Here is a 25,203-nt window from a genome sequence, read left to right as displayed (position 1 = left end):
GTTTGCTAATTTTTTGTGCGTATTTTTGATTTTTTAATTAACCGATTATAAATCCTCTTCACGGAGACGCTCAGCCTTTAACACTTTACTTGGACGATGTCGCCACAGATCAATGCTAAATAAGAGTAACCCTAACCAAATCAAACCAAATACTGCCAGACGATGTAGATCAAATGGTTCATTGTAATAAAATACCGCTAAGAAGAAAATAAAGGTCGGCGTCAGATAATTCATAAAGCTTAAGATACTATATGCCACAAGCTTGGTCGATTTATTAAATAATAACAGCGGTATCAACGTAATCGGGCCTGCGAGCATCAGTAGCCAAATGTTTGAGCTGAACCAAAAGCTTAGCTGATGGCTGACGACATCTGACTGCCAAAACCACCAAATACATAAGGGTACTAGCATGGCCGTTTCAACAAACATAGCATCGACAGCAGTCAATGGGGTTTGCCGCTGAATGGTGCCATAAGTACTAAAGCTGAATGCTAAAATCAATGATATCCACGGCAGACTACCAAGCATCACCACTTGAATGACCACAGACAGTAGTGCAAAGCCAATGGCTACCCATTGTAGCGTGCGCAGGCGCTCTTTGAATAAAATCATCGATAAGCCAACACCTACCAATGGCCCAATAAAGTATCCCAAACTGGCCTCAAGGATACGATCATGATTGACCGCCCATACATAGGTCAGCCAGTTGGTTGCGATAATTAACCCAGAGACGAGTGACAACGCGATCCATCTTGGGTTTTGTTTGAGCGTCTCTATCCACCCCAACGCTTGGTCGCTACCAATACAATGAGTAGGCAAAAAAACGTCCAAACAATACGGTGCCCGATAATCTCTGTTGCATCATAATTGGATAATTGCTTAAAGTATAAAGGGAAACCACCCCAGATAAAAAAGGCACCAAGGGCAGTGATAATACCGCGTCTGGTTGTGGTAATCGGGGCAACAGGTTTTTTGACGACATTTTGGGTAGTCATAATACAGGACAACTTTTTAGAGCAAAGCGCACCCTCACCTAATTCTGATTATTATTATCAATTTAGTGGTGAAAGCGCAGGGTCACTACAGTGAAATTATAAGTTAAAAAGCAATATACTCATGCCAATAGTGACATGAGTACATTGCTAACGATATTAGATTGAGCTTTTTATGGATGCTTTACAGTACATGATTATAGGAAAATGTTGATCCACACTCACTCATTTATTCAGCATCAGTATCCACTTGAATAGACATACCGATTTGGTTAGCCAGCTCAGCAAAGCCTGGGAAGCTGGTATTGACCGTCTCAACCCCTTCAATGGTAATTTGCTCAGCAGCACGCAGACTCGCAACAGAGAAACTCATCGCAATACGGTGGTCATGATGCGAGACAATGTGACCACCACCAAAAACAGGCTGGCTATTATTTATATCGCCGTTCTCAGTAGCAGTGCCTTTGCCTTCAATAATCAGCCCATCATCAGTGACAGTACAATCGATGCCAAGCGTCTGTAAACCTTCAGCCATCACAGCAATACGATCCGACTCTTTGACGCGTAACTCTTTAGCACCAGTCAAGACGGTACGCCCTTTGGCACAGCTAGCCGCGACAAACAGTACAGGGAACTCATCAATTGCTAGTGGTACGAGATGCTCTGGTATCTCAATACCGACCAAGTTTGAGCTGCGAATCGTAATATCAGCCACCGGCTCGCCGCCAACATGGGCCTCATTGCTTAGGCTAATATCTGCATTCATTAATTTTAGAATATCAATAACGCCAGTACGCGTAGGATTGATACCGACTTGCGTCAAGGTCAACTCACTATTTTGGCTAATAGCAGCAGCCACCATAAAAAACGCCGCAGATGAGATATCAGCAGGAACCGCAATATCGCCACCTGTTAGTGTGCCGCCACCGGTGACACTGATACGGTTGCCTTCTACAATTACTGGATAACCAAAAGCGGATAGCATACGCTCGGTATGGTCACGGCTGATCTCAGGCTGAGTGACCGTTGTCGTACCCTCGGCCCATAGACCTGCTAGCAGCAAGCAAGATTTTACTTGTGCTGACGCCACTGGCATATCATATTCGGTGCCTTGCAATGGCTTACCAGCGGTATCACGACCCGTAATGCTAAGCGGTGCCGTACCACTATGACCCGTACTTTGGATGACGGCACCCATCGTGCGTAACGGTGCAGCCACACGCTCCATCGGGCGTTTGTTTAGGCTAGTATCACCCGTTAATACGCTATCAAACGATTGCGCCGCCAAGATACCAGATAGCAGGCGCATGCTCGTGCCCGAGTTACCCATATACAAAGGCGTTTTGCTAGGCTTTAGGCCATTCATACCGACACCATGAATGGTCAAGTTACCATTATCAGGGCCTTCGATGGTCACACCCATATCACGGAATGCTTGCAGCGTTGCAAGGGCATCTTCCCCTTCCAAGAATCCAGTAACGTGGGTTACGCCTGTGGCAAGACTGCCAAGCATGATGCTGCGATGCGAGATAGATTTGTCACCAGGAATGGCAATGGTGCCAGAGACAGTATTGCTAGGGGTAATATTATAAGAAGCTGACATGGCAGAAGTATCCGTATAAGGGGTGCTGGCTAACATATGGCCAAAATGACGCCGTGCGGCTTGCGCGCGGCCCAAAAGTCCCATCAGGGCGGTTGAATCTTTATCAATGATGAGCTGGCGCATGGTTTGCAGATAGACACCATACTCATCAAGGGCGCTCACAATGGCGCTTTGATTGGCAAAAAATATATCATGCCACATTTTAGGGTCGCTTGCGGCGATACGCGTAAAATCGCGGAACCCACCGGCAGCATAACGAAACATATCTAAATTATCATCGTGGCTTGCCAATTGCTCAACCAAGTTAAAGGCAAGCAGATGCGGCAAATGGCTGGTATGCGCCAATATACGATCATGGTGACCTGCATCCATCGATATGACATTTGCACCCACTGATTCCCACAATAGTCGCAACTTAGTAATCGCGACATTGCTTGTGGTAGCTAGCTCACAGATGATGACACTATGATTGACAAATAAACTGACGCGTCTGGCATGATACCCTGAATTTTCAGCCCCAGCAATTGGATGCGCTGGCACTAGACCTACCGGCAACGGACCAAACACCGCTTTGGCCGCGTCAATGATATTGACTTTGGTACTACAAACATCGGTTAAGATACAGTCAGCGGCAAGCTGTCCGTTATCCATTGCCTGTTTGATATCTACAAACACTGCTTGTACTGCCTGTACAGGCACTGCAATGATGATTAAATCACTACCGCTTATGACGTCTTGTAGGTTTGCACTACCAGCATCAAGCAGACCATGCTCGATAGCTTCTGTAATACTTGGTGCATGCCTATCGACTGCGACCAGTCGCTCACTTAAGCCATTATCTTTAATAGCTTGTGCGAAGCTAGCACCAATGAGCCCAAGTCCAATCACACAAACTTGTTCGAAGATAGGTCGATGCATATTTAAAGAGGGCTGAAGATTGTTTTTTTTCTGACGACTCACGGCTTTTCTCGTTGAACGCGCTCGGATAAATTTCGGTAAATTCCAGCGTTATATAAGTTAATGGCTAGTTAAGATCACTTCTTACTAAATAATACCTTTGATCAAAACATATCGATGGATGTGATGAGGACATGTCCCTATTTTAAAAATGGTGATAAACGTTTGAATTGGGGACATGCTCTAGTCTTCACTGAGAATAGAACGCAAAGTATCAATCAAACGTAAATTGTCCTCAGCCACACCTACCGTAATGCGTAACCAGTTTGGCAGCCCATAAGCGCCCAATGGCCGAACAATAACGCCTTGCTCAAGGAGTGCTTGATGGATTGAAGCGGCAGTTATATCTTCCATCTCAACCTGCACTTCCACCATAATAAAATTGGCATGCGACTTCACAAAACCCAATCCTAATGTATCAAACTGCTTTTCTAACCAACGCATTTGCTCATCATTCATCTGGCGCGTTTTTTCGATAAAATCTTGATCAGCAAGTGCTGCAGCGGCAGCAGCTAGGCCTACACGGCTGACATTGAATGGCTGACGAATTCGGTTCAATAACTCTGCAACAGCTACTGAGCTTAAGGCATAGCCCACACGTAAACCTGCCAGCCCATAAGCTTTAGAAAACGTACGCACAATGATGACATTATCAAACTCATCTAACAATGCGCGGTTGTTACTCTCAGGGCTATACTCGATATAAGCTTCATCTAGTACCACCAAGACTGAGCTTGGCACACTGGCAACGAACTGGCGCAGCTCTTTTTGCTCTAACTGCGTGCCCGTTGGATTGTTGGGATTGGCAATAAAGACGATTTTGGTATTGGGATTATCTTGTACCGTTTGGCTCATGGCTTTTAGGTCATGACCAAACCGATGAGCAGGCACCTCAACATCCATCGCGCCTTGCATCTTTGCCAGCATAGAATAGACCACAAACGCATACTGACTATAGACGATAGCATCATCAGCACCCACAAAACTACGTGCCAAAATATCGAGCAAATCATCAGAGCCATTGCCAAGCGTAATCTGCTCGACCTTGACATCATTAAAGTCAGCCAACGCTTGCTTCAGATAATAGCCATTGCCATCAGGATAACGTGATAATTGACCAAGCTGCTCAGTGATGGCTAGTGTCACTCGCGGTGAGCACCCCATCGGGTTCTCATTGCTAGCCAGCTTCACCACATCTGAGACACCATATTCGCGCGTCAGCTCTTCAATTGGTTTACCTGTCTGATAAGGTGCCAACGCCAGAATACTGTCATAAGCTGGCGTTAATGGCGATAGGTTTGACGCTGTCAATTGATCAGGCTGCATGGTTTATCCTTGGAGGTTATCACTAAATGCGATCGCCCATCTATTAGGTATCAATCTCGTAGGTGTCAATCTCGATAGATAAACAAGCTAATAGATGAGCCAATATATCTTTATAATACTGCTTTTGGATACGAGCCTAAGATGCGCAGATCTTTTACCAATGGGCGAATATCGTTGATAGCGGCGCTAACATTTGGATCATTGATATGACCGTTCATATCAATAAAGAACACATATGCCCACTTATTAGGACGCTCAGGACGTGTCTCGATACTGGTCATCGAGACGCCGTGATATGACAAAGGTTTCAAGATTTCGATCAATGCACCAGCTCTGTCATGGGCTGAGACCACGATGGAGGTTTTGTCTTGACCAGAAGGCGCAATGGCCTCATGTCCGATGATAAGAAAACGGGTGGTATTGCTTGGGTTGTCTTCAATGTTTGAGTAAAGCTTATGCAAGCCGTACTCTGCAACCGCAACGTCGCCAGCGATTGCTGCTGAATGCCATTCGTTTTTGAGGCGACGCGCCGCTTCACCATTGCTTGATACCGCAACGCGCTCCACATTAGGGAAATTCACATCTAGCCAATGACGACACTGCGCCAATGACTGCTGGTGCGAATAAATACGGCTCAAACCATCAAGCTTAGTATGCTCAGCGACCAAGAAGTTTTGATGAATCGGTAGTTCAACTTCACCAATAATTTTTAGACTAGAAGATAAGAATCCGTCCAAAGTATGATTGACCACCCCTTCTGAAGAGTTTTCGACAGGGACAACGCCATACATCGCCGTGCCCGCTTCAACCTCACGGAATACATCGGTAATGGTCGTCATTGGCACGGTATCAGCAGCTTTACCAAAATGCTTTAATGCAGCGGCATGGGTAAAGGTGCCAACTGGTCCTAAGAAAGCAATACGCTGCGGCGCTTCTAAGTCTAAACATACCGACATAATCTCACGGAACAAACGTGCCATCTTTTCGTCAGCGATTGGACCCGTATTGCGCTCCATGACCGCTTTTAGCACCTGTGCTTCACGCTCAGGACGATAAAAGATAGGGTCACTACTGTCATCAGCGGCCGTGTGGTTTTTCTTTACCGCTGCTACTTGTTGCGCCAGCTTGGCACGATTATTGATGAGTGTTTGAATCTCGCAGTCGACCGCATCAATGTTTTGGCGAATATTATCTAAAAATTCTTTTTCAGTTGCGGTGTCGCTAGCGCCTGCGGCGGTTTGATTTAGATTATCCATGGTTTGTTCTGGTGACTGCTCGCTCATTACCGCCCATCCTTTTTAGATTTTATCACTGTTAGGTATTATTAATATTTAGATATGAATATCTGCTAAATTTTACTGTATTTTTTAAATGCTTCGACTATCTCTATATACCGATAGTGCTTGAGAGTGTCATTATGAAGTCATTGGTAAATAGCGGTCAATGACCAAAACTATTTTAACCATCATCCAAAAACAGTCTATCAGAAATATCGCACGTCATTGGCGTTCTCTGGTATTACTGCTATATTGGTCGCCAAGTACAGCAGACCAGCGGATGACCGGCTCTACTATAGCAAAAACTCAGGTCAGTGCCCATTCGTAAATAGTGATAAGTCAGCAAATTATTATTAATATTATAACAGTTAAGTGATATGACAGTGGCGCATAGCACAACTATGAGCAAACACACGTAGAAAACTGTGTTACAGTTTCCATTCAGCTCCCTACCCTGCGATATATAAGAGGAGCACCCTATCATTAATAAGAAAAAGGATATCTGATGAGCGCATTACAACAATTACGCACCATGACGACCATTGTCGCTGATACTGGCGACCTTGCTGCTATTGCCCGACTAAAACCTATCGATGCGACCACCAATCCAAGCCTCATCACCAAAGCCCTCATTCATCCTGATAACCAAGGTATGCTATCAGAAACAATGAGCCGCCATAATGGCGATGTCGATGCAGTGATTGACACCCTGACCATTCAAGTTGGTTGTGATATTTTGGCGCTTGTTGAAGGGCGCGTTTCTACCGAAGTCGATGCGCGTTTGTCTTATGATACTAAAGCGACGATCGATAAGGCCCTTGGGTTTATGGACGCTTATCAAAAAGCTGGTATCGACTCAGAGCGAGTATTGATCAAAATGGCAGCAACTTGGCAAGGCATTGAAGCGGCACGTTATCTTGAAACTCAAGGCATCCACTGCAATTTGACCCTACTATTTGGTCAGCATCAAGCAATCGCCTGCGCAGATGCGGGCGTGACGCTCATCTCTCCTTTTGTAGGGCGTATTTTAGATTGGCAAAAACGTCAACAAAATCGCCAAAATGTACCAGCTTCTGAGGATATGGGCGTACAATCTGTCAAACTTATTTACCAATACTACAAGCAGCATGGCTATCATACGCAAGTCATGGGGGCGAGTTTCCGCTCAACTGAGCAGATATTGGCACTTGCAGGTTGCGATTTGTTGACCATTGCGCCCAACCTAATCGATGAGCTGGCAGTCATGGATATTGATGTGCCTCGTCAGTTATCGCCGAGCATGTCCATGGATATGCAAGCGATGAGCCAAGTGAGCTTGACGCATGAAGAGTTTAGCGCGGCCTATCAGCAAGACACAGTCACACAAGACCTATTACCAAAAGGTATTGATGGTTTTATTGGGGCACGTGATGAGCTGGCGAAGACGTTAGCGGCCATCCGCGGGCAATAAACGAGACACAATAAGCACTCGTCTGGCACAAAAGATATTTGCCTGCCCACAGTAAGTTGGCTATCATGAGCGACTTCAAATAACAAGAAGCAAGGCTTAAGTATGAAACGGCTATCAATGTTATTGGCAGGCAGTGTTTTAGTGACCAGCGCCCATGCGGTCAATTGGGTAGAGGTGACCGAGAGCGACTCTGGATCGACGTTTAGCTTAGATGTAGACTCTATCGAACACTCTGACATCAACATCATAGACGAAAAAGACGTCGAAAATATCACTGTCTCTTTGCTAAGAACCTATCCTACGCAAAAAGATAAGAGCACAGTGAAAGAAAAACCCATCCATCATAGCGATCAGCAATTACTGATTTCTTGTAAAGATTTCAGTTACTATAAAAGAGCTTACGTCGATTATAGCGCTGATAATAAAGTCATTAAGTCGTGGCAATCAGAAAAGCCTATACTGACCACCAAAGACTTTAGGATCACCACACCAAAGACGGTTGGTCGCACGCTGATCGAGTACGCCTGTAAAAGCTATGAGCAAAACAAATCGTAATACCATTAGACTCACCACAAAAAAAGCGCCCTGATGATTTTCAGGGCGCTTTTTTATACTCTATAAACTCTCTTGAACAATCAGACTTACGCCTTTAATACCGTATAGACAGGTACTGGGAACTCGCCATGTAGCTCAACCAAATCTAATAAAACTAATGCGCCGACCACAGTATGATCGGCTGACTGGCATAACTCATAAGCGGTCGTCAATGTGCCTCCAGTCGCCAAGATATCATCGACCAGTAGTACACGTTCAGGTGGCAAATTATTTTGCATCTCAAGCGTGTCTTTGCCATACTCAAGCGCATATGCTTTATTAGCGACAGGTGGTGGCAGTTTACCTGGTTTGCGGAGCAAGATCATACCCTTACCCAATCTTCCTGCCAGCATACTGGCAAATACAAACCCGCGCGCTTCAACAGCCCCTAAGCAATCCACCTCATCCATCAGTCCCTCTGGCAATGCGGCAAGCAGCGCATCAATGACAGCATCAATATGACTGCGCAGTAACGGGGTAATATCATAAAAATCAATGCCGACTTTTGGAAAGTCTGGTACTGTGCGAATAATCTGCCAAAACGGATGGTCTGTATTGAGCATTGGAGTCGTCTCATTTTCGGTAGTGGCAGATGTGGCGGCGTTAATACTCATGAAAACCCTTAGCTTGTATATGTTATATGGCTTGGACAATAGTTAGACACTGATAGATCAGCAGGCAATTATGGCTGACAGTGTCAATTTAGCGACCGTTATTATAGCATGATTGGCTTTTTTATGGCGGCTTATAGCCCAAGATCGTACTTCGCTTCGGTACAATGGTACAGATGATGGACTTGATAAAAGCCAATTTCATCTCAATATACAAGTGTAAACTTAACTATGAAAATAACGGTTATATGCTAAACTACGTGCGCTTTTACCGTCTAATATAATTGACTGTAATACGAAATATAAGCGTTTATGGCGCACTGTGACACTGGTAATGATCGATAGGACTATTTATGAAACGTTATGAATGTATTGTCTGCGGCTGGATCTATGACGAAGCGCTTGGCTGCCCTGAAGAAGGTATTGCCCCTGGCACCAAATGGGAAGACATCCCTGATGACTGGACCTGCCCTGAGTGCGGTGTCGGCAAGCTTGATTTTGAGATGCTTGAGCTGTAGTAGATGACCCTCTAATTAGGACACTTCATGACAACATCAAATGACATTAATAGTGCCAAATTGCCGGAAACGTCAGATACCAGTTTAGACAATACTCTAGACTTTTACCCTACTCCTGAATGGCAACGGTTTGGGGAACATCAGTGGCGCGACTCCGATCTTAGCCAACACCTTCATCAAGCGATGATTGATATTGGTGATGGTATAGAGTTGTGTGTCGAAGCAGGTGGCAACCCTAATAATCCGCCCCTACTGATGATCATGGGACTGGGTTCGCAAATGATATTTTGGCCAGACAATTTTATTAAGCGCTTTATTGATGCTGGTTTTTTTGTGATCCGTTTTGACAATCGTGATATCGGCCTGTCTTCTAAAGTACAGATCGAGGGCCTACCGCGTATCAACCAGCTCAAAATGATGGTACGCCTACAAACGGGGCTATCGAACAAAAGCACTCAGGTGGCTTATAACTTGACTGACATGGCAGAAGACACCGCCCGGTTGATCAAGGCGCTAAAGCTTGGCAAAACGCATCTGCTTGGTGCCTCTATGGGCGGGATGATTGCTCAAATTGTGGCGGCACGTTATCCAAGCTTGGTGCAGCGTATGGCGCTTATGTTTACCACGACCAATCGAGCATTTTTAAAACCGCCAAGACCTAAGCAGCTATACACCCTTATCAATCGTCCAGAGAGCCACTCTGAGCGTGATATCGTACGCCATAGTGTCTGGTTTATGAAAACGGTTGGCACACCAGGTCACGTCAATGTGCGCATGGTGCGTGAAATTGCCAAAATCCGCTATCAACGCAATTTTCACCCACTCGGTACGGTGCAGCAGCTCAATGCTATCTTGGCATCAGGCTCTATCAGCCGCTTTAGTAAGCAAGTCAAAGCACCAACGATTGTCTTACACGGTAGCGCTGACGGACTGCTACCGGCGTCACAAGGTCGAGTAGTGGCAAAAACCATTCCTAATGCCAAGTTTCATTTAATCGAAGGTATGGCGCATGATATTCCAGAATATTATCAGCCTTATATGGTCGATTTGATTAGCAATCATTTGTTAGAAAAATAGCTATTCGCCTATAGTAACATTAGCCATAAAAAAGAGTGTAAACCCTATCGATAACGAATAGGGTTTACACTCTTTTTCGTTGTATACCAATTATAGATTATGGATATAACGCTAATCGCAGCTGACACCTGTGCCTTCTTTATTGATGCACATTTTATTGCCGTTTTTTAAATTGCCGATCCATGCCTTACCACCTGTAAATACAAATGAGGGTTGACCCTTATAATTATCATCAGTTAATACCCCATCATTAGTGAAGCGAAAAGGAATCACTAGCTCACCGCCCAGATTGACAAAGCCCCACTCCTCTCCGATACGAACGCCCGCTAATCCTTCAGAGAATGGACGGACTTCATCGAACGAATAGGTAATCATCGTGACGTCGTTGTCGTCAACAAAGCCCCATTTTCCATCTTGCTGACGTGATTGTAATGTCGTAAAACGTGTAGGTGCAGGTTGTCTTGATTGTGATGACGTATTGTTAGTAGAAGCTGTGGATTTTTTAGTCGACTGACTCTTATCCTGAGCATTTGGATCACGCGTTGCATTACCATTTTTATCTAACCAGCTTATCACACTGTTTTTACGGACGCGCGCTCTCCCATTACGATAATCATCGATCTCGTCAATCGATGCTGAAAACGAGACAACCGTGCTGTTGGAGGTATTGATAACACCGTAGTTACCATCTTTTTTTACGACGATACGTCCTTCAGATACTGGACGCGCCCACCCTTGATTTCCTTTGAGCATATCGTACATTGCAGGCACGACTTCACGTCCCTGCATATTGAGATAACCGACCCGACTGTTGCGCAATACAGGTAGTAACCCGCCCGATATCTTGTCGGCATCGACTTTCTGATAACGTGATAAATCAACGACCCTTTTACCTTTGCTGTCAATCAGAGCGACTGGCGCACCAAAATCTTTGATTGCTAAAAAATAGCCGCTAGTAGACGTACAAGAGACGTTTTTATAGTAGCTTTTGGGGAGCTTGCAACTGGCCGCTTGGGCGCTAGGCATTAAAAAAATTGCACTAGAGACGATACCTATCGCAAAGCTAAATTGCGATATTTTTAGAGGCAAACAAGAGGTCACATTTGGTTGTATTTTTGACATAAAATGTCGGAGCATAAGCAAACCTAGGCAAATAATATAGTGGTTGATGACTGGTGATTTTATGAATACTAGACTAACAAATTGCGATATCAGAGCCAATATCATTCCTGTAAGGATGTGACTCGATTATATAAGCGCTGTTGTACAAGCATTATTGTGTGAGTAAGATCACAAGATGGTTTTACTGCCCTAATGGTTCTACTGCCTTAAAGGCTTTTTCGTACTATTTGGTTTAATAAATTATCTATAGCAACGATCTATCTAATAACCAGAATAAATTTTGGTTTTGCCATTTTATTTTTTGCTTAAAACCACGACAATAGGGTTTTGGCTAACCCTCACATTGGTCTAGGACCATAAGAATAATAATATAAGGACGTTTTATGGCGACTGCTTCTTCACGCGCTGCCCCTATTGGCCTAGTTATCGGTTGTATTATCTTTGGGCTGGGCAGTCTGATTGTCGCTCACGTTGATATCGGTGGCTGGGCGATGTCATTTTGGCGACTGGCCATTTCAGGTATTGTCTTTGCGATCTTAGCCAAGGTGATGCGCCAACAGATGCCACAATCAAAACGTGCTATTTTTTATGGTTTATTGTCAGGTGCATTTTTAGGATTAGACTTGGCGCTTTGGCACGAGAGCATTTATGCTGTGGGTCCTGGTATTTCGACCCTGCTCAATAGCTTACAAATCTTCTTTTTAGCTGCCATTGGTTTTTTATATTTCAATGAGCGCCAATCTATCGTGCAGATCATCAGTTTATTTTTAGCGATGCTGGGCGTTGCAATGATAGGCAGTCCTGAATTTGCACACAATACCGCTGCCACTTGGGGATTTGTCACGGGTATTGTGTCAGGAGCAATGCTAGCCGCGTCGATGACTTTTATTCGTAAAACACATGATACCGAACCGACACCGATATTTATGCTGATGCAGCTGATTAGTATCGGTGGCGTCTTAGCCATGATTGTGCCTATGTTTGTATTCGATACAGGTCATATCTTGCCCAACACATGGTCTAAGATTGGTTGGGTGCTTATCTACGGCACAGTGATGCAGTGTTTGGCATGGGGTCTGATTGCTTATTCTATTCCTAAGTTGTCTCTTGCATTGACGGGTCTGTTATTGTTAACTGAACCCATCGCCGCTTTGGTTATTGACTATAGCTGGCTGGACAAACCTATCAATGGCTTACAATGGGGCGGCGCCTTGTTAACCATGCTTGCTATTTATTTAGGGTCACTAAAACCAAAACCACGCGCGCTACGCCGCTATCGATTTTTTTCAAGATTTTATAAGCGAGACTATAAGTAATTAAGTAGTATTGATACGATTGTCTCACGCAGACATTTAATAAAAAGCGCCCATACTATTCATAGCATGGGCGCTTTTTATTAGAGAAGATATACGTTTACTATTTTTATTCGATAGGCTCAAATTTTAATCTTATCAGCATTACTTATTTAACGTCAGAACTTTTATTAAATAAAGCATTCAACACAATAGCGGCTAAAGTGGCAGTACCAATACCACCCAAATCAAAACCACCTAAGTGCAAGCTAAAGTTACCTGTACCCATGATTACGGTCACTGCCGCGATGATCAGATTGCTGTTTTTACTAAAATCAATGTGGCTGTCGATCCAGATTTTTATCCCAGCGATCGTGATCAGACCGAAAACGACGATAGAAGCGCCGCCCAATAAAGCCGCTGGTATCGTTTGGATAATGGCACCAAATTTTGGTGATAACCCTAATATAATAGCGACCACACCTGCGACGACAAATATCGTTGTGCTATATACTTTGGTGACCGCCATCACCCCGATGTTTTCAGCATAGGTAGTCACACCTGTACCGCCAAATCCTGCTGAGAAAGTCGTTGCCAAGCCATCGGCAAAAAATGCTCGGCCCATATAAGGGGTCACGCGAGACTTGGTCATACCTTCCACTGCCTTAAAGTGACCTAAGTTTTCAGCGACCAAAATAAAGGCGACAGGCGCAATGAGAATAATAGCGCTCATCTCAAAGCGTGGGGTATGAATGCTGGGCAGACCAAACCATGCAGCCGCAGCGACTGCGCTAAAATCAATTGCCGTCCCAAAACCTAGGATATTGGTCAACACAAAATAAGCGATGTATGATAATACCAAACCCACGAGTAGCAGCAAACGACGTAACATGCCACGGGTAAATACCGCCACTCCACTGATGAGTAGTACGGTCAACGTAGCCATCCAAGCATCAAACTGATTGGCAGAAACCCCTTGGATAGTAACTGGTGCCAAATTAAGACCAATAATCATGACAATAGCACCAGTGACGATAGGCGGCATCAAGCGCTCAATCCAGCCAGTGCCTGTTTTCATCACTAACAGGCCAATCAGCGCATAAATGATACCGCAGGCCATGATACCGCCTAGCGCGACATTCAAATTGGCATTGAACCCTGCCCCTGCATACGCAGTTACCGCAATCACTGGACCAATAAAAGCAAAGCTTGATCCCAAGTAGCTTGGCATACGCCCACCAGTGATCATAAAGAACATCACCGTACAGATACCAGACATCAAAATGGCTAAGTTAGGGTCAAATCCCATCAATAATGGCGCAAGGACGGTCGCACCAAACATGGCAAATGTATGTTGTATACCAAGTAATACACTCTTTGACGGTGGCAAATAATCATTGATACCCACAGGATCACGATCCAAATCACCTTTGTAAGGTCGCCATGTCGGAAACCAGCGACCATTTTCAAAATCTGGATTGTGCGGATAACTGATGGCTGCTGAATCAATACCTGCAGCTTCCAATGCATTGTGAGCTGACTGATTTTGAGCGCTGTTGTCTGAAGCTGATGATGGGTCTTTTTGAGATGGCATGCGCGCTTGTCCTATGTGAGCTGAGGTAATAGGCTAAAATAATGGAAAAAGTAAAAACGGTGCGAAATTGGGGGATAGTAGCGAACGCGATAGAAGTCGTAAACAATATAAATAAGCACTATCGTCTTCTATCGATAATATATCATCCCAATTCATTCATTTATGTTGTAATATGACAAACCAAAAGTATTATTTGGTATGATAGCCAGTTCTTGGCTGGTTGTATTGGATCACTATGTATAACCAAAGATGCTGTGTGATCAAAAGCACGTTTGCTCTTCTGCCAACCAGCCTATTTAATAGAGATATTGACTTACAGGATGTTACATAGTCGTTAACTCCGAGCATGATAGCGGAGTTTCAAAACAAATAAAAGTGATTATTCAGTCACCATCTGTACTCTTTAATAGCAATATTTTTATAGACGGTCGCTCACAAGTCTTCTGTAGTGGGCCTTGAGAGTGACGACTGCCTATTATATTTTCAATAAAAGCGCTCAAGGCAATTATCACAATTGTTCAAGCCTTTGAATTTTCGGTAACTCATTATGATTAGTATTTTTGATTTATTTAAAATCGGCATTGGTCCATCGAGCTCACATACAGTGGGACCAATGGTGGCAGCCAATTTATTTTTAGACTCATTGACCAAGCAAATGGAACTGACGGCTATCGCAAAGATTGAAATCGAGCTTTATGGCTCTTTGGCGGCGACAGGAAAAGGGCACGCAACAGATACTGCCATATTGTTAGGGTTACTTGGCCATACACCTAGCACCATCGATACACGTATGACCAGCAGCTATCTTTCTCCTATTTTTTCTGGCAAGACATTAAATGTGTCAGGTATTCACACGATTGCATTTGATACAGAGCAGGATATTTATTGGTACGACGATACTGTCCTGCCCTATCACCCTAACGCATTGACGCTTCGTGCTATATCGACTGACGGTATTCGTTATCAGCAGACCTACTATTCGATTGGTGGTGGTTTTGTCATCAATAAAGAAGATGCCACCGATCCAGATGAAGATCATGCCAGCCCAACGATCGATAGCGTTCCTTATCCTTTTAATAATGCAGCAGAACTACTAGAACAATGTCGTCAGTATGATTTGAGCATCAGCGAATTAGTACTGGCCAATGAATGCCACTTCCATGACAAAGAGACAGTGTTTGCCTACCTAGATAGTATTTGGGAGGTCATGCAAGATTGTGTTAAGCAAGGCTGTGAAAATGGCGGTATTTTGCCAGGTGGCTTGGATGTCAAACGCCGCGCACAAGATTTGCACAGGCAGCTGTCTGCGGAAAAAGACCAACCTATCACCAACAATGACAAATTGGCCGCCATGGACTGGGTAGACTTGTACGCGCTCGCCGTCAATGAAGAAAACGCCAATGGCGGCAAAGTTGTGACCGCACCCACCAATGGCGCAGCAGGTATTATTCCTGCAGTATTGCACTACTATCGTGATTTTTTACCTAACTATAGCCAAGATGGTGTCCGCAAGTTTTTATTGAACGCCACCGCTATCGGTAGCCTAATCAAGCAAAACGCTTCCATCTCTGGTGCTGAAGTCGGCTGCCAAGGCGAGGTTGGATCGGCATGTGCTATGGCAGGTTCTGCATTAGCAGAGATCATGAATGGGACACCAGCTAAATGCTTAAATGCGGCAGAAATCGGTATTGAGCATAATTTAGGTCTAACCTGCGACCCTATTGGTGGACTGGTGCAGGTGCCTTGCATCGAGCGCAATGCCATGGGGGCGGTCAAAGCTATCAACGCAGCACGTTTAGCCTGTAGAGGAAATGGCCAGCACTTCGTCTCTTTGGATAAGGCTATAGAAACTATGAAGCAGACAGGTGCTGATATGTCTGATAAATATAAAGAGACCGCTCGTGGTGGCCTAGCTGTCTATGCTGATAATAGAATTCCTACTGCGATGCGCGGCGTTAGTGTTAACTACAGTCAATGTTAATGCAATTGATAAATGTTACCTTTAACCACGCTATCTCATCATAGCAGCAGATATCGTATCAATAAAAAGGCCGCTATATATTAGCGGCCTTTTTATTAGGGCGTGTTGAACATTCGACCATGGCACTGACAGCGACTATTTTTTAGGCGATTCGATATTAAAAATAATAAGTTTAGTCATTCTAAGCGCTTATTTTTAACGATGAAGCGGCAAAAAAGAGTCCTGTCCCCTGCTTTTATCGTTGGGGCTGATGCTAAAATTGCCCCATACTGCGTTACAAATCTCGCTAAGGCATCTGCATTATCGTCGCTTTGTGCCTTGTCTGGAACCATTTTAGCGATCAGCAGTGCCTATTTGCAAATGTTCAACACGCCCTAGTTGTATACTTTCAAGCTGTACTATTCAGCAGTTTTTGAAACGACTTCGTTTAAAATCCAAACTGGTTTGACCACATTAGATCCTTCAGCAGTGACTGCTTCTTGGCGTACATCTAATACATAACGGTAGTTTGGCTCATAAGTGAAGCCTTGAATGTTACCACTTAAAGTGGTGTAGTTTTTCTGATAAGTTTGGCGATACTGTAGGCACTGTGATTCAACCATCGTACCGTCTGTTGCAGTCAGGTCACAAACTGCTTTACGCGGTGCGATTTCTACTTCAAAACTTGGAATATTTACCACTTTGACGTTCATAGGCTGTCCTTCTACAACCATTGTACGTTCATTGTCCATGTCCATAGTAGAACAACCAGTAAGAGCAAAAGTTGTCATCAATGCTGCAAGTGCTAATCTTTTCATTATTCAATCCTCAGATAATTGGTAATAATTCTTCATTTTCTATCTAAATTTATTATTTTAAAAACTCTACTGCATTTCTTCATACAACAAAGCTTCTTTCTATCATGATGATATTTAGAGTCACGCTAATTGAAATCTCTAGCCAGCTTTACTAGCGATGTAGTGAATATCATCTGTTTACCCCAGCAAGTATAGGTCGCAATTCACCTTACTCTCTATGACTGCTTTGTAAAGTAACGTCAGCTTTTGCAACTGATGTTAATAAAGCGTATTGAATAAAAGAGTAATTTGATAACAGCTTAATATTAGACATAAAAAAGCCAGAGCAATAATCACTCTGGCTTTTTATAAATAGATTTAAAAAATCTGTCAAGATTGAAACTTTTAAGACCGTTTCTAACTGCGATAGTCAGCGTTTATTTTGACGTAGTCGTATGACAAATCGCAGGTATACACCGTATCGCTAGCATCACCACGAGCCAAATCAATGTGAATAGTAATCTCAGCGCGGCTCATGACTTTTTTACCTGCTTCTTCTGTATAGCTGGGCGCGACACCGCCATTTTGACAAATCATCACCTCATCTAAATACACATCAACTTGCTCGGTGTCTAGGTCGTCAATACCAGCATAACCGACTGCCGCCAAGATGCGCCCCCAGTTTGCATCACTCGCAAAGAACGCCGTTTTTACCAGCGGCGAATGCGCCACAGCATAAGCCACATCACAGCACTCTTGCGTGGTCTGCCCGCCAGTCACTTTAACCGTCATAAACTTGGTCGCCCCTTCACCATCACGCACGATAAGCTGCGCTAGGCGTACAAAGACGTCGCGCAGTGCATCAAAAACGGCCTGATAATGCGGATGCGCTGGACTATCAATCACCTCTGAGCTGGCAGCACCTGTCGCAATCAACACGCAGCAGTCGTTGGTCGATGTATCCCCATCAACGGTAATACGGTTAAACGACTGCTCATTGATAGCGCTGAGCATCTCTTGCAATAAGTCGGCCGCGATATTGGCATCGGTTGCGACATAACCCAGCATAGTCGCCATATTTGGACGTATCATGCCTGAGCCTTTTGACATGCCAGTGATATGATAGCTAGTACCTGCAACGTCGACTTTTTGGCTTGCAAGCTTAGGGACAGTATCTGTCGTTCGGATACCGTTAGCAGCAGCCAACCAGTTATCAGAGGCTAAGTTCGCTAACGCATCGTCTAAGCCTGCAATGACCGCGTCACTATTTAATGGCTCGCCAATCACGCCAGTAGAGAATGGCAATACTGTATTAGCCTCTACGCCAGCTTTTTTAGCCAAGGCAATACAGATTTCAGTAGCGCGGCGTTTACCATCAGCGCCCGTCCCTGCGTTTGCATTACCTGTATTGGTTACCAGATAACGCGGACTAGCCTTGGTAAAGTGCTCACGTAATATACGTACAGGCGCGGCGCAAAATGTATTTTTGGTCGTGACAACTGCGGTCGTGGCATGTTCAGCGATTTCAATCACGACCAAATCATCACGATTTTTGTAGCGTACGCCCGCGGCAGTTGCGCTCAGCTTAATGCCATCAATGGGATAAATAATATCAGGTACTGCTACGTTTCCAACAGACATAGTAAAATCCTTATTTTTCAATTTTTATCGTTGTTTTTAGGTGATGCAATAAACACTATAATTGATCCAATTTAAAGGTGGTACAAGGCAACCGAGTGCAGATGTATCTGTCATACTTCAAGCAAGGTTAACGCCGTAACGCCTTTATAGTGGATTGACTATATATCTGAATATTACGGTTTTTTTAGATCGAATGCTGACCAAATGGGTGCATGGTCAGAGGGTTTTTCCATAGCGCGTAGCTCATAGCTGATGCCAGCACCAATGCATTCACTAACGAGGTCTGAGGTGCATAAAATATGATCGATACGTAAACCGCGCTTGGGTTCATCATTAAAGCCGCGGCTGCGATAATCGAACCAACTATATAACTCTGTACTCTCTGGATAATGCAAACGGTACGTATCGGTCAACTCACGCGACATTAATGCTGAGTACCATTCGCGTTCCTCTGGCAAAAATGAGGTTTTTCTATTTTTTAACCAGCGCTTTGCATTGACCTCACCGATACCGATATCGATGTCCTCTGGTGCAATATTCATATCACCCATGACAATGATCGAACGACCTTCTGCCTTTAGTGCATCAATATAAGCCATTAAATCTGCATAATAAGCACGCTTCATCGGAAATTTGATCGGATGGTCTTGGCTCTCTCCTTGTGGAAAATAACCATTGAGCACATCTACTTCACGCCCTTCAAGCTCATAGCGTGCATGTATAAAACGCTTTTGTGCTTCTTCGTCATCACCAGGAAAGCCTTTTTGTACAAATATAGGCGCAACTTTTGACAGTAGTGCCACGCCATAATGTCCTTTTTGCCCGAAATACTCTACGTGATATCCTAGAGCTTTTATGTCATCAAGTGGAAATTGATCGTCATGGACTTTGGTCTCTTGTAGACCCATGACATCAGGATCGATTACTTCGCGCACTGCCTCAAGCTGATGCTGGCGAGCGCGGATACCATTGATATTAAAACTGACAAAACGGGTCATAAACTGTCCTATACTGATTGATTAAAATACGATGCTGATATAGATGTATACGATGCAAATGCCTATGATAACAGACCTAGGCTGCCCTAGCTGTTGCATGGCCTTATATCTTGAGCTAGAGTAGCGCTTATTATAAATATAATAGACTTCTTGCATAAGTCATCGTCAGCCCTTGTAACTCCGTCAGTGGAAGTCAATGAACTGGTACTTTTGCAAGAGATCTAATAGAGACTATTTCTTGTCGGGTTTCTTATTTGCCCACATATATAAATTACGTTCGCTAAACAACCTTTATCAAAAATACTGAGCCCGTTATGACGACAACTGAGCATAAAAATACAAATACAGCCGTAAATAACGACATTGAACCACTATTTGCTAAAGATTATAACGTCTACATCAACCATACGGATGCAGGTGGCATCGTTTATCATGCCAACCATCTGGTGTTTTTTGAGAACTGCCGCCGCGATTGGTTTACCAAGCTGGGTCTAAACGGTTATTTTTTGCAAACTGATGATGGCGACATACAGCATTTTGTCGTGAGTCAGGCGGATTTACAATACAAGAGAGCCATTCTCTTAGATGAAGTCATCTCTGTACGTATCGATAAAGTAGAGCTAAAGCCTGCTAGCATCATATTTTATCAAAGCATTCGCCGTAGCACATCAGATAATAGCGCTACAGACAAAACCACTAGCCAGATATTAAGTAGCACTAAAATCGTCATTGCTTGTGTACAAAACCTCGTTAAGCCAGAACCAATGGCTAATAACGAAACAAATAACGCTCAACCTGACAACGCAGTAAATACCACACCCATGCGACCTATCCGTGTACCAAAAGAGCTACGCGATGCCATTGAGCAGGCGATTAGTGAGCAAACGAACGAGCGACTGTAGAACGCTATGCGCATTGATCCTGATAGAACTTTGCTTGAATTTAATAATCTCTGGGTGCATGGCAGGCCGGTAGTCGGTAGCGATAATCCTAAGCATAGTAGTGGTGAACAGACAAAAACCTTTGTACCGCATAAACTCTATCAAAGGTGGTTAAATAAGCGACAAAAAAATGCGCTATCTGATGGACTATCGCCTCATAGCCGCATATTGATAAACGGTGCGAGTGGTAAGCTACTAACAGGTCAAATCACCGTGTTGACAGGGGCTTCTGGTAGTGGCAAATCTGTCCTCTTGCGGGTGCTGGCAGGATTGTTGCCGATGAGCACTGGTGATATTCATTTGCGTAGTGATGCCACACCACATCAGCGAGATGAAAGCATTCACACCACATCGCCAATTACTTGGCGCAAGCAAGTGGCGCTGCTTGCTCAACAGCCACAGCTGTTAGAGGGCAATGTCCTTGATAATTTAAAGATGCCTTATGCTTTAGACGCGCATCAGACCCAAAGTTTTGATATAAACTGGCATTTGACCCAACTTGCGTCTTTGAATAAAAATGCAGACTTTTTGCAACAAGAGGCCAACCACTTATCGGGTGGTGAGCGTCAGCTGGTCAATACCTTACGCCTACTACAACTCAATCCGCGAGTACTATTACTAGATGAGCCAACCGCCGCGCTAGATATCGACACCTCAGCGCAGTTGGTCAGCTTGCTGATGAGATGGTTGCAGGCCAACAGGCAGCGCTCGTTATTATGGGTAACTCACGATACCAAAGAGATTATGTCATTGGCCAGTAGACATTGGCATATGCAAGCAGGTGTACTAACCGAAGCGCCCTAGGGCACGATATGATGCTCAAAAACTTGCTCGAAACCTTCATTACATCGTGCTCATGACATTACTGCCTTCCTTTATAATGAGCCCCATCAACGGTATGAATCATATGCAAGTATTTTTAACTTACAGTGATATTGCGCTTGCCAGTTGTATGATTATCATCGTATTACTCATCTCATGGCAACTGCGCTTAAAACTGACAAAAACGCTGTTGATAGCTGCTATTCGCACCATTGTGCAGCTTAGCTTTATCGGTCTGATACTGGCATGGATTTTTGCCCGTGAGCAGTGGTATGAAGTGTTGCTGATTTTGACCATTATGACCCTGATTGCAGGGAGTGCTGCCAAAAATCGTGTCAAACGCAGCTATAAAGGGTTGCTAACCGATACGCTAATAGCCGTCGGCACCTCAGCGACACTGGTCACTGCAATAGCGATGATCGTTATCCTAAGAGTACAGCCTTGGTATACGCCGCAATTCATTATTCCTATACTGGGGCTGATATTAGGCAATTCTTTGACTGCCATCTCATTAACGAGCAATCAGTTGATCGAAGCTTTTCATGAGCAGCAAGGGCGTATCGAGATGATGCTGAGTCTTTCTGCTCGACCATTTGAGGCCGTCCATGAGCAGATTCGTGCCGCAATCACAAATGGCATGACCCCAACGCTCAACTCTATGCTAGTCGTCGGTATTGTCAGCTTGCCCGGTATGATGACGGGGCAAATATTGGCTGGTGCCGACCCCACACAAGCGGTCCGCTATCAAATAATCACGATGTTTTTGATCTGTGTGAGTAGCACACTTGGCTGTACCATCAGCGCGCTGCTCATTTATCGACGCTTTTTTAATAAAAACAAGCAGTTTGTTCTGCCTCATTGATGCCATTTTCTCTTTGCATGATATTCATCTTATTGACCATCAAACGTTGCCAGCTTAGTGACTTGCACCATGAATGAGTCATATCCATTTTAATACTTACGCAATCACTTCTCTGTTTTATCAATAAATCCTTCTACCCTATTGACACGTTTGACTCACTCAAAAACTTATCTTGCGGTAGCAAATTTCTTATACATCATATACCTGCTGTAGTGTTCAGCTTCATCTATGTACTGCTCAGTCTTGCTTTCTATTATTGTCTTCAACATTATTCATGCTACTGTATTGCTTAAATGTATCGTTTTTTTGATACCGTAGTTGCAAAAACCAGATAATATCTACTTGAAATACAGGTTATTTCTGTCATCGGATTATCTAATTGTTTGATTCATTTAACTCACCCATCAGTAGTTAATTAGATTGAACAACGGCAACAACAGCAAGCAGACATGGACGTTACTGCATCCAATAGCGGGTTAATCACATTAATGCTGATTTGTGATATTGGCATGCATATGACTGCTTTCTTAAAAAACATTCACCTATATCAAACTGCAAGGACGCTGACTATGATGCCGAACAAACCTTGGCTTGCCAATTATCCCGATGGTGTACCTAAGACTATCAACCCTGATAGATATAGCAGCATAATGGAGCTGTACGAGGAATGCTTTGACCGCTTTCGTATGCACCCTATGAGTATCTGTATGGGTGTGACTCATACTTATCATGATGTGGATAAAGCCTCGTTGGCCGTCGCCGCATGGCTACAATCTCAGGGACTACCACAAGGCAGTGTGGTGGCACTGATGATGCCAAACGTGCCGCAATATCTGCCCACGATGATTGGTATCTTGCGGGCAGGCTATGTATGCACCCCAGTCAATCCACTCTATACAGGCCGCGAGCTGCGTCATCAGCTCAACGACTCAGGCGCACAAATTATCTTTGTGGTAGACAACTTTGCCCAAGCGCTCGAGCAGGTCATCGGCGAGACCAAAATCAAACGTATTGTCTTATCAAAAATGGGTGATATGATGGGGCTCAAAGGCATCTTGGTCAATACTATCATTCGCCAAGTCAAACGTCTGGTCCCCAAATACAAGCTCAACGACCCAAAGTATCAAGTCACCAAACTCCCTGATGTGCTCAAAAAAGGCAAAAACCTTCCCTTTCAAAAGCCAAAAATGTCACTTGATCAAAAGGCGTTTTTGCAATATACCGGCGGCACGACAGGATTATCAAAGGGTGCCATCTTGTCGCAGCGTAATATCGTGGCGGCGGCGATGCAATCAGAGGCTTGGACCCGCCCTATCACCTCTGAGATCAATGAGGTATATATCAATATGGTCATGGCGCTACCGCTGTATCATATCTTTGCCTTTATGCTCAGCTTGCTCGGCATGCGCTCAGGTTATACCTTTATTTTGATACCCAACCCGCGCGATATACCAGGGTTTATCAAAACCTTATCAAAACAGCCTTTCCATATTTTTCCAGCGGTCAATACGCTGTTTAAAGGCTTGCTAGATCATCCAGACTTTAAACACCTAGATTTTAGCTCGCTACGTATCTCGCAGGCAGGTGGTATGGCGGCGACCGAACAAACCGCCACTCGCTGGCTTGAGACCACTGGCTGTGCGATGATCGAAGGTTGGGGGATGACCGAAGGCGTGGCGGTCGGTACGGCCAACGTCATCACAGATCGTAAGTTTAACGGAACAATTGGTGTGCCTGTCCCTAGCGTCGATGCCATTGTGATTGATGATGAGGGCAAGCGCGTCGGTGTAAACCAAGCAGGCGAGCTGTGTATCAAAGGCCCTAACGTCACCTCAGGTTATTTAAACAGAGACAGCAGTGATGACTTTACCAGCGATGGTTACTTCCGTACTGGTGATATCGTTAGTATGGATGAAAAAGGCTATTTTAGACTGTTGGACCGTAAAAAAGACATGATTTTGGTCTCTGGTTTTAACGTCTTTCCTAATGAGATTGAGTCTGTCATGCTTGACTGCGACGGTATCGTTGATTGTGCGGTCATTGGTATTCCTGATGAGCGCCAAGGCGAGGCAGTCAAAATCTATGTGGTGCCTGCGGACAACAATGTCACCAAAGAAGCTATCAAAGAATTTGCGTTGGACAACTTAACGGGTTATAAATGTCCGCGCTATATTGAATTTGTGAGTGATCTGCCAAAGAGTAATGTTGGTAAAGTATTACGTCAAAAACTGCGTGAGAAACATCATGCAGACCACCCTCAACAATAAGTAACTTCTCTTGAAAAAAGCGCCCTATATCAATAATAAGGCGCTTTTTTGTTGCGCCTATTTGCTTTGAATGTCTCATTGAAAGCTAAATGTATCGAGCACAAATTTTTATCTACTCTGATCAATTCTGTATACCCTTTACTCTCCAACATATATTTTTTCCTATATCAAACCCAAATATAAACTACCAAGTTCTCGTATGCATGTAACGAGTTTAGTTGTAGTTATGTTAATGTAAGCCCGCAATGTGTCACTAAGTTTTCTGTCGATTTAGATTAATCGAATATTGACTTTAGACACGTCAAAACTGTTGATTTGAAAGGTATTTCAATTTTAGAAACAGTAACCCGTTATTTGATCTACCCAGAAGCGTATTTATTAAGCGTTTAGTCTTGGTAGTTAAATCAAATTTTATAGAGGACTCTGTACGTTAGCAGTATGTGAAAACAAAGGATAGCACTCGACAATTCATCGCTCAAAGAGCACTGATGTATATCGTCGA

General features: G+C 44.0%; 19 protein-coding genes and 1 pseudogene. 10 read left to right on the top strand and 10 right to left on the bottom strand.

Annotated features, from left to right (window positions below; all coding sequences use genetic code 11):
- Positions 1-45: 45 nt before the first annotated feature.
- From rarD to pheA, 4 genes and pseudogenes are all read right to left on the bottom strand, one after another.
- A pseudogene (rarD, locus tag CUR83_RS06515) lies at positions 46-995 on the bottom strand (EamA family transporter RarD).
- A gap of 226 nt (positions 996-1,221) precedes the next feature.
- The gene (locus tag CUR83_RS06510; protein ID WP_186475544.1) at positions 1,222-3,513 is read right to left on the bottom strand and encodes a bifunctional prephenate dehydrogenase/3-phosphoshikimate 1-carboxyvinyltransferase; all 2,292 of its coding nucleotides are present in this window, start codon (positions 3,511-3,513) and stop codon (positions 1,222-1,224) included.
- Positions 3,514-3,735: 222 nt separating this feature from the next.
- Complete coding sequence (gene hisC, locus CUR83_RS06505) at positions 3,736-4,878, bottom strand: histidinol-phosphate transaminase (RefSeq protein WP_186474607.1); 1,143 nt, start codon at positions 4,876-4,878, stop codon at positions 3,736-3,738.
- A 110-nt stretch (positions 4,879-4,988) separates the two neighbouring features.
- A complete protein-coding gene (gene pheA / locus CUR83_RS06500; protein WP_071001479.1) occupies positions 4,989-6,161 on the bottom strand; it encodes a prephenate dehydratase in 1,173 nt (390 codons plus the stop codon).
- 499 nt (positions 6,162-6,660) lie between these two features.
- Between pheA and CUR83_RS06495 the strand changes: the two genes are divergently transcribed.
- Both CUR83_RS06495 and CUR83_RS06490 read left to right on the top strand, forming a co-directional pair.
- On the top strand, positions 6,661-7,605 hold the full coding sequence (locus CUR83_RS06495) for a transaldolase (RefSeq protein ID WP_284719328.1): 945 nt from the start codon (positions 6,661-6,663) through the stop codon (positions 7,603-7,605).
- Between the two features lie 102 nt (positions 7,606-7,707).
- Positions 7,708-8,160 carry a surface-adhesin E family protein gene (locus tag CUR83_RS06490; protein ID WP_186474613.1) on the top strand — a complete coding sequence of 151 codons (453 nt, stop codon included), beginning with the start codon at positions 7,708-7,710 and terminating at the stop codon, positions 8,158-8,160.
- Between the two features lie 86 nt (positions 8,161-8,246).
- On the opposite strand, the gene CUR83_RS06485 is transcribed toward CUR83_RS06490, so the two are convergent.
- Positions 8,247-8,813 carry an adenine phosphoribosyltransferase gene (locus tag CUR83_RS06485; RefSeq protein ID WP_083328800.1) on the bottom strand — a complete coding sequence of 189 codons (567 nt, stop codon included), beginning with the start codon at positions 8,811-8,813 and terminating at the stop codon, positions 8,247-8,249.
- A 350-nt stretch (positions 8,814-9,163) separates the two neighbouring features.
- Between CUR83_RS06485 and CUR83_RS06480 the strand changes: the two genes are divergently transcribed.
- On the top strand, positions 9,164-9,328 hold the full coding sequence (locus CUR83_RS06480) for a rubredoxin (protein WP_057759803.1): 165 nt from the start codon (positions 9,164-9,166) through the stop codon (positions 9,326-9,328).
- A 27-nt stretch (positions 9,329-9,355) separates the two neighbouring features.
- Entirely contained in the window at positions 9,356-10,405 is a 1,050-nt protein-coding gene (locus CUR83_RS06475) for an alpha/beta fold hydrolase (RefSeq protein WP_186474614.1), read from the top strand.
- Between the two features lie 111 nt (positions 10,406-10,516).
- On the opposite strand, the gene CUR83_RS06470 is transcribed toward CUR83_RS06475, so the two are convergent.
- Positions 10,517-11,527, bottom strand: a complete 1,011-nt coding sequence (locus CUR83_RS06470; protein ID WP_284719327.1) for a WG repeat-containing protein — start codon at positions 11,525-11,527, stop codon at positions 10,517-10,519.
- A gap of 383 nt (positions 11,528-11,910) precedes the next feature.
- Here CUR83_RS06470 and CUR83_RS06465 point away from each other — a divergent pair, with 383 nt between their 5' ends.
- Positions 11,911-12,843, top strand: coding sequence for a DMT family transporter (locus CUR83_RS06465; RefSeq protein ID WP_284719326.1), 933 nt, complete (start codon positions 11,911-11,913; stop codon positions 12,841-12,843).
- Positions 12,844-12,988: 145 nt separating this feature from the next.
- Here the strand turns inward: CUR83_RS06465 and CUR83_RS06460 are convergent, their stop codons facing one another.
- Positions 12,989-14,413: a solute carrier family 23 protein gene (locus CUR83_RS06460; RefSeq protein WP_284719325.1), complete on the bottom strand. Its 1,425-nt coding sequence runs from the start codon at positions 14,411-14,413 to the stop codon at positions 12,989-12,991.
- A 547-nt stretch (positions 14,414-14,960) separates the two neighbouring features.
- Between CUR83_RS06460 and CUR83_RS06455 the strand changes: the two genes are divergently transcribed.
- The gene (locus tag CUR83_RS06455; RefSeq protein WP_093069127.1) at positions 14,961-16,394 is read left to right on the top strand and encodes an L-serine ammonia-lyase; all 1,434 of its coding nucleotides are present in this window, start codon (positions 14,961-14,963) and stop codon (positions 16,392-16,394) included.
- Between the two features lie 398 nt (positions 16,395-16,792).
- Here CUR83_RS06455 and CUR83_RS06450 read toward each other — a convergent pair whose 3' ends face one another.
- The 3 genes from CUR83_RS06450 to xthA all read right to left on the bottom strand — a co-directional run bounded on the left by CUR83_RS06450 (position 16,793) and on the right by xthA (position 19,809).
- Positions 16,793-17,191: a DUF4377 domain-containing protein gene (locus CUR83_RS06450; RefSeq protein WP_058024290.1), complete on the bottom strand. Its 399-nt coding sequence runs from the start codon at positions 17,189-17,191 to the stop codon at positions 16,793-16,795.
- Positions 17,192-17,587: 396 nt separating this feature from the next.
- Positions 17,588-18,811, bottom strand: coding sequence for a bifunctional glutamate N-acetyltransferase/amino-acid acetyltransferase ArgJ (argJ, locus tag CUR83_RS06445; protein WP_093069124.1), 1,224 nt, complete (start codon positions 18,809-18,811; stop codon positions 17,588-17,590).
- Between the two features lie 173 nt (positions 18,812-18,984).
- Positions 18,985-19,809 carry an exodeoxyribonuclease III gene (gene xthA, locus CUR83_RS06440; RefSeq protein WP_093069123.1) on the bottom strand — a complete coding sequence of 275 codons (825 nt, stop codon included), beginning with the start codon at positions 19,807-19,809 and terminating at the stop codon, positions 18,985-18,987.
- Between the two features lie 314 nt (positions 19,810-20,123).
- Between xthA and CUR83_RS06435 the strand changes: the two genes are divergently transcribed.
- The 4 genes from CUR83_RS06435 (at position 20,124) to CUR83_RS06420 (ending at position 24,701) form a co-directional block, all read left to right on the top strand.
- Complete coding sequence (locus CUR83_RS06435) at positions 20,124-20,711, top strand: hotdog family protein (RefSeq protein ID WP_093069112.1); 588 nt, start codon at positions 20,124-20,126, stop codon at positions 20,709-20,711.
- Positions 20,712-20,717: 6 nt separating this feature from the next.
- A complete protein-coding gene (locus CUR83_RS06430) occupies positions 20,718-21,554 on the top strand; it encodes an ABC transporter ATP-binding protein (RefSeq protein WP_093069109.1) in 837 nt (278 codons plus the stop codon).
- Between the two features lie 103 nt (positions 21,555-21,657).
- Positions 21,658-22,434, top strand: a complete 777-nt coding sequence (locus CUR83_RS06425; RefSeq protein WP_227674309.1) for an ABC transporter permease — start codon at positions 21,658-21,660, stop codon at positions 22,432-22,434.
- Between the two features lie 569 nt (positions 22,435-23,003).
- Positions 23,004-24,701 carry an AMP-binding protein gene (locus tag CUR83_RS06420; protein WP_093069107.1) on the top strand — a complete coding sequence of 566 codons (1,698 nt, stop codon included), beginning with the start codon at positions 23,004-23,006 and terminating at the stop codon, positions 24,699-24,701.
- Positions 24,702-25,203: the final 502 nt, after the last annotated feature.

It is taken from the genome of Psychrobacter pocilloporae (genome assembly GCF_029872915.1).
GTDB lineage: Bacteria > Pseudomonadota > Gammaproteobacteria > Pseudomonadales > Moraxellaceae > Psychrobacter > Psychrobacter pacificensis.
The sequence above is the reverse complement of the archived record's forward strand: the minus strand, read 5'-3'. Positions and strand labels throughout refer to the sequence as shown.

Excerpts from the sequence above, each read along its gene's own strand:
- CUR83_RS06420 (WP_093069107.1), top strand. The coding sequence starts at position 23,004 with ATGATGCCGAACAAACCTTGGCTTGCCAATTATCCCGATGGTGTACCT.
- CUR83_RS06510 (WP_186475544.1), bottom strand. The coding sequence starts at position 3,513 with ATGCATCGACCTATCTTCGAACAAGTTTGTGTGATTGGACTTGGGCTC.
- xthA (WP_093069123.1), bottom strand. The coding sequence starts at position 19,809 with ATGACCCGTTTTGTCAGTTTTAATATCAATGGTATCCGCGCTCGCCAG.
- hisC (WP_186474607.1), bottom strand. The coding sequence starts at position 4,878 with ATGCAGCCTGATCAATTGACAGCGTCAAACCTATCGCCATTAACGCCA.
- CUR83_RS06480 (WP_057759803.1), top strand. The coding sequence starts at position 9,164 with ATGAAACGTTATGAATGTATTGTCTGCGGCTGGATCTATGACGAAGCG.
- CUR83_RS06465 (WP_284719326.1), top strand. The coding sequence starts at position 11,911 with ATGGCGACTGCTTCTTCACGCGCTGCCCCTATTGGCCTAGTTATCGGT.
- CUR83_RS06490 (WP_186474613.1), top strand. The coding sequence starts at position 7,708 with ATGAAACGGCTATCAATGTTATTGGCAGGCAGTGTTTTAGTGACCAGC.
- CUR83_RS06495 (WP_284719328.1), top strand. The coding sequence starts at position 6,661 with ATGAGCGCATTACAACAATTACGCACCATGACGACCATTGTCGCTGAT.
- CUR83_RS06455 (WP_093069127.1), top strand. The coding sequence starts at position 14,961 with ATGATTAGTATTTTTGATTTATTTAAAATCGGCATTGGTCCATCGAGC.
- CUR83_RS06425 (WP_227674309.1), top strand. The coding sequence starts at position 21,658 with ATGCAAGTATTTTTAACTTACAGTGATATTGCGCTTGCCAGTTGTATG.
- CUR83_RS06450 (WP_058024290.1), bottom strand. The coding sequence starts at position 17,191 with ATGAAAAGATTAGCACTTGCAGCATTGATGACAACTTTTGCTCTTACT.
- CUR83_RS06485 (WP_083328800.1), bottom strand. The coding sequence starts at position 8,813 with ATGAGTATTAACGCCGCCACATCTGCCACTACCGAAAATGAGACGACT.
- CUR83_RS06460 (WP_284719325.1), bottom strand. The coding sequence starts at position 14,413 with ATGCCATCTCAAAAAGACCCATCATCAGCTTCAGACAACAGCGCTCAA.
- argJ (WP_093069124.1), bottom strand. The coding sequence starts at position 18,811 with ATGTCTGTTGGAAACGTAGCAGTACCTGATATTATTTATCCCATTGAT.
- CUR83_RS06430 (WP_093069109.1), top strand. The coding sequence starts at position 20,718 with ATGCGCATTGATCCTGATAGAACTTTGCTTGAATTTAATAATCTCTGG.
- CUR83_RS06475 (WP_186474614.1), top strand. The coding sequence starts at position 9,356 with ATGACAACATCAAATGACATTAATAGTGCCAAATTGCCGGAAACGTCA.
- CUR83_RS06470 (WP_284719327.1), bottom strand. The coding sequence starts at position 11,527 with ATGTCAAAAATACAACCAAATGTGACCTCTTGTTTGCCTCTAAAAATA.
- pheA (WP_071001479.1), bottom strand. The coding sequence starts at position 6,161 with ATGAGCGAGCAGTCACCAGAACAAACCATGGATAATCTAAATCAAACC.
- CUR83_RS06435 (WP_093069112.1), top strand. The coding sequence starts at position 20,124 with ATGACGACAACTGAGCATAAAAATACAAATACAGCCGTAAATAACGAC.